6 protein-coding genes are annotated in these 4,716 nt (G+C 72.2%); all 6 read right to left on the reverse strand.

What is annotated here, in order from left to right:
• Positions 1-69: 69 nt before the first annotated feature.
• The 6 genes from WN71_RS36055 to WN71_RS36080 all read right to left on the reverse strand — a co-directional run bounded on the left by WN71_RS36055 (position 70) and on the right by WN71_RS36080 (position 4,638).
• Positions 70-1,263, reverse strand: a complete 1,194-nt coding sequence (locus tag WN71_RS36055; RefSeq protein WP_046592903.1) for a glycine C-acetyltransferase — start codon at positions 1,261-1,263, stop codon at positions 70-72.
• Between the two features lie 81 nt (positions 1,264-1,344).
• Entirely contained in the window at positions 1,345-2,373 is a 1,029-nt protein-coding gene (gene tdh / locus WN71_RS36060) for an L-threonine 3-dehydrogenase (RefSeq protein WP_046592904.1), read from the reverse strand.
• 251 nt (positions 2,374-2,624) lie between these two features.
• Positions 2,625-3,200, reverse strand: a complete 576-nt coding sequence (locus WN71_RS36065) for a GAF domain-containing protein (RefSeq protein ID WP_046592905.1) — start codon at positions 3,198-3,200, stop codon at positions 2,625-2,627.
• Between the two features lie 34 nt (positions 3,201-3,234).
• Entirely contained in the window at positions 3,235-3,852 is a 618-nt protein-coding gene (locus WN71_RS36070) for a GTP-binding protein (protein ID WP_071369923.1), read from the reverse strand.
• Positions 3,830-4,201 (reverse strand): DUF742 domain-containing protein, encoded by a 372-nt coding sequence (locus WN71_RS36075; RefSeq protein WP_046592954.1) that lies wholly within the window; start codon positions 4,199-4,201, stop codon positions 3,830-3,832. Before WN71_RS36075 ends, WN71_RS36070 begins: the two co-directional genes overlap by 23 nt.
• A 2-nt stretch (positions 4,202-4,203) precedes the next feature.
• Entirely contained in the window at positions 4,204-4,638 is a 435-nt protein-coding gene (locus WN71_RS36080) for a roadblock/LC7 domain-containing protein (protein WP_046592955.1), read from the reverse strand.
• Between the last annotated feature and the right edge of the window lie 78 nt (positions 4,639-4,716).

Consider the following 4,716-nt stretch of genomic DNA (forward strand, 5'->3'; position numbering starts at 1 on the left):
GCCGGGCCGGGGCCCGGGACCGGAGGCCGGGCCGGGGCCCCGGGCCAGGGCCCCGGGCCCGCGTCGGTCTCAGTCGCCCAGTTCGGCTCGCGCCGCGATGAACGCCTCGATGGCCCGGTTCACGTCCTCCGTCGAGTGGGCCGCCGAGAGCTGGACCCTGATGCGGGCCTGGCCCTGGGGAACCACGGGGTAGGAGAAGCCGATCACGTACACGCCGCGCTCCAGGAGGAGTTCGGCCATGCGGCCCGCCTTCGCCGCGTCGCCGATCATCACGGGCGCGATCGCGTGGTCGCCGGGCAGGACGTCGAAGCCCTCCTCGGTCATCCGCGAGCGGAACAGCGCCGTGTTCTCCCGCAGCCGCACCCGCAGGTCGTCCGCCGACTCCAGCAGGTCGAGCACCTTCAGGGAGGCCGCGGCGATCACCGGGGCGAGCGTGTTCGAGAACAGGTAGGGGCGGGACCGCTGGCGCAGCAGGGCGACGATCTCGGCGCGGGCGGCCACATAGCCGCCGGAGGCACCGCCGAGCGCCTTGCCGAGGGTGCCGGTGATGATGTCGACACGGTCCTGCACGCCGTGCAGCTCGGGGGTGCCCTGCCCGTTCGGGCCGACGAAGCCGACGGCGTGCGAGTCGTCGACCATGACCATCGCGTCGTAGCGGTCGGCGAGGTCGCAGATCTCGCGCAGCGGCGCCAGATAGCCGTCCATGGAGAAGACGCCGTCGGTCACGATCAGCCGCCGCCGGGCCCCCTGCGCCTCCTTGAGCTGACGCTCCAGGTCCTCGAGGTCGCGGTTGGCGTAGCGGAAGCGGCGGGCCTTGCTGAGGCGGATGCCGTCGATGATCGAGGCGTGGTTGAGGGCGTCGGAGATGACCGCGTCCTCGGCGCCGAGGAGGGTCTCGAAGACACCGCCGTTGGCGTCGAAGCACGAGGAGTAGAGGATCGTGTCCTCCTGGCCGAGGAACGCCGAGAGCCGTGCCTCCAGCTCCTTGTGCACCTCCTGCGTGCCGCAGATGAAGCGGACCGAGGCCATGCCGTAGCCCCAGCGGTCCAGCGCCTCGTGGGCCGCGGCGATCACCTCGGGGTGGTCGGCGAGGCCGAGGTAGTTGTTGGCGCAGAAGTTGAGCACCTCACCGGGGCGGCCGCCCGCGGTGACGTTCACGGTCGCGGACTGCGGGGAGCCGATCACCCGCTCGGGCTTGTGCAGACCGGCGGCCCGGATCTCGTCGAGGGTGGCGCGCAGGTCGTCGCGCACGGAGTCGAACATCGCAAAGCTCCTAGAGGGGCCTGGGAGGGCTGGGAAGACGGGAAGAGCCGGGGCGCGGGGAGGCGGTGGCGACCGGAGCGGTCACGCGGTCCAGTCGAGGATGACCTTGCCGCCCTTGCCGCTCGCCGCGTCGGCGAAGGCCGCCTCGAAGTCGCGGTAGCCGTAGCGGCCGGTGATCACGGGGGCGAGGTCGAGACCGCCCTCCAGCAGCACCGACATGGCGTACCAGGTCTCGAACATCTCCCGGCCGTAGATGCCCTTGAGGGTGATCATCGAGGTGACGACGCGGGCCCAGTCGACCGGGAACTCCTCGGCCGGCAGGCCGAGCATGGCGATACGGCCGCCGTGGGTCATGTTGGCGATCATGTCGCGCAGCGCCTCGGGGCGGCCGGACATCTCCAGGCCGATGTCGAAGCCCTCGCGCAGGCCCAGCGTGCGCTGGCCGTCGGCGATGGTGGACGACGCCACGTTCAGCGCCAGGCTCACGCCGATCTTGCGGGCCAGCTCAAGACGCTCCTCGCTCACGTCCGTGATCACGACGTTGCGGGCGCCTGCGTGGCGGGCGACGGCGGCCGCCATCAGGCCGATCGGGCCCGCGCCGGTGATCAGGACGTCCTCGCCGACCAGCGGGAAGGACAGCGCGGTGTGCACGGCGTTGCCGAACGGGTCGAAGATCGCGGCCACGTCGAGGTCGACGGGCACGCGGTGCACCCACACGTTCTGGGCGGGCAGGGCGACGTACTCCGCGAAGGCGCCGTCGCGGCCGACGCCGAGGCCGACGGTGGCCCGGCACAGGTGGCGGCGTCCGGCGAGGCAGTTGCGGCACTTGCCGCAGACGAGGTGGCCCTCGCCGCTGACCCGGTCGCCCACCTCGATGTCGCTGACGTCACGGCCGATCTCGACGACCTCGCCGGCGAACTCGTGCCCGATGACGAGCGGGGTGGTGATCGTCGACTGGGCCCAGCCGTCCCAGGACCGGATGTGCAGGTCGGTGCCGCAGATCCCGGTGCGCAGGACCTTGATCAGTACGTCGCCGGGGCCGATGGCGGGCTCCGGTACGTCCGCGAGCCACAGCCCGGGTTCCGCCTTCTGCTTGACCAGCGCCTTCAACGCTACGGCTCCTGACGGTGAGGCCCGGGGCCGGGTCGTTCGCGGACACGCGACAGGAACCCGCACCGGGCAAGAGGGGTGGAATCAACTGGCAATCTGCCGTACCGCGCCGCCCTCGGTCCATCGAGGTTTTCTTAAGCGCCGCCACAGCTCCGCTTCACGCCCGTGTCGGCAGTCTGGCACGTCGTACCGCCGACCGCGCGTCGTGCGGGAGTCCGCGCGTCGTGCCGCCCCCACCCGGAAGAAGGGGCTCAGAGCGGGAAGCCGTCCTCCGCGCGCCGCTCCAGCCGTACGACGAGTTCGGCGGCCGTCGACTTGATGGTGTCCAGGCCGGTCCGCCCCCAGCTGCGCGGCTGTACGTCGCTGACGCTGACCGTGCCGAGCACCGTGCCCGTGCTGTCGATGAGGGGTGCGCCGAGGTAGGAGCGGACGCCCAGTCCGTCGACGACCGGGTTGCCCGCGAACCGCGGGTAGTCGCGCACGTCCTCCAGGGCGAGCGCGCGGCGCCGGGCGAGGACATGCGGGCAGAAGCCGTGGTCGCGGGGCAGCCGGCGGCCGATCTCGGGCCGGGTGCCGTCCTCCTTGGGCACCGGGCCGGTCGGCGGCAGGTGCAGTCCGGCGAAGAACTGCCCGTGCCCGTCCGGGAAGTTGACCATCGCGTACGGCACGCAGGTGAGCTCGGCAAGCCGGGTGGCGTAGGCGTCCAGCGCGGTGTCGGGATGCTCGCCCATGCCCAGCCGACGCAGCCGCAGGGCACGCGCGGGCGCCTCCGTGTCGTCGGGGGTGAGCAGCAGCCGACCGGCCGGACGCGGCGGGTCGTAGGTCATGGGCGGCTCCTCGGGAGGGCGTCGGCGGCAGGGTTCACCGGCGGACCCCGTGCCGCGGGGCCGGTGCCGGGGCGTGGGCGATGAGGTGCCGGACGAGGGTGAGCAGGGTCTGCACGCCCGAGCTGGAGATGCGGGCGTCGCAGCGCACCACGGGGATGTCGGGGTCGAGGTCGATGGCGGCGCGCACCTCCTCGGGCTCGTAGCGGTAGGCGCCGTCGAACTCGTTGACCGCGACGATGAAGCCGAGGCCGCGCTCCTCGAAGAAGTCGACGGCGGCGAAGCACTCCTCGAGGCGCCGCGTGTCGGCGAGGATGACGGCGCCGAGCGCGCCCTCGGACAGCTCGTCCCACATGAACCAGAACCGCTCCTGGCCGGGCGTGCCGAACAGGTACAGCACGTGCTGGGGGTCCAGGGTTATGCGGCCGAAGTCCATCGCGACGGTCGTCTCGACCTTGTTCTCGATGCCTTCGAGGTTGTCCGTCGCCGCGCTGACCGTGGTCAGCAGCTCCTCCGTGCTGAGCGGGGCGATCTCGCTGACGGCGCCGACGAAGGTCGTCTTGCCCACGCCGAAGCCGCCCGCCACCAGGATCTTCAGCGCGGTGGGGAACGGGTCCGGGCCGTCGTCGTACTCAGAGCTGTCGGCGTAGTCCATCGAGCACTGCCTCCAGGAGTGACCGGTCAGTGGGTTGGTGGTGGAAGGCGGGGGGCTTCATGGTCAGCGCCCCGCAGTCGACCAGGTCCGACAGCAGCACCTTGGTGACCGCCGCCGGCAGCTTCAGATGGGCGGCGACCTCGGCGACCGAGACGGGCGCGCGGGACACGTCGAGCGCCTGCGCGTGCTCCGGGCCGAGGTAGCCGAACGGCGCGGAGCCGGTGGCCATCACCTGCGACATCAGATCCAGCGCGATGGTCGGCCGGGTGCGGCCGTCGCTCACCGTGAAGGGGCGCACCAGCCGCCCCGCCGCGTCGTCGAGCCACGGCCCGTCACCGGCCGCCGTCACGCTCAAGACCTCATCGCCGGGGATTCGACGGCGTGCTGCCGGGGCGCGGTCGCCAGGTAGGGGCGGACGCTCTTGACCAGCATCGCCATCTCGTAGCCGAGTACGGCGGCGTCGGCCTCGCGGCCGGCCAGCACGGCGAGGCAGGTGCCGGAGCCGGCGGTGGTGACGAAGAGCAGCGTCGAGTCGAGTTCGACGACGACCTGGCGCACCTCCCCGCCGTCGCCGAACCGCACTCCGGCGCTGCGGCCGAGGGAGTACAGGCCGGAGGCCAGGGCGGCCATGTGGTCGGCGCTGTCGTGGTCGAGGCCGTGGACCGACTTCACGAGGCCGTCGCAGGACAGCAGGACCGCGCTGGTCGTGTGCGGGACCCGCTGGACGAGACCGCTCATCAGCCAGTCGAGGTCGGACACGTGCCCGGTCGGCGCATCGCTCGCCATGGTGGATCGACTCCTTGGGGTACGAAGGTCTGCGGGAGCGGCGGGGGTGGGGGTGGGACGGGTGGTCGTCATCCGGCG

It is taken from the genome of Streptomyces mangrovisoli (assembly GCF_000974985.2).
In the GTDB taxonomy this organism is placed as follows: domain Bacteria; phylum Actinomycetota; class Actinomycetes; order Streptomycetales; family Streptomycetaceae; genus Streptomyces; species Streptomyces mangrovisoli.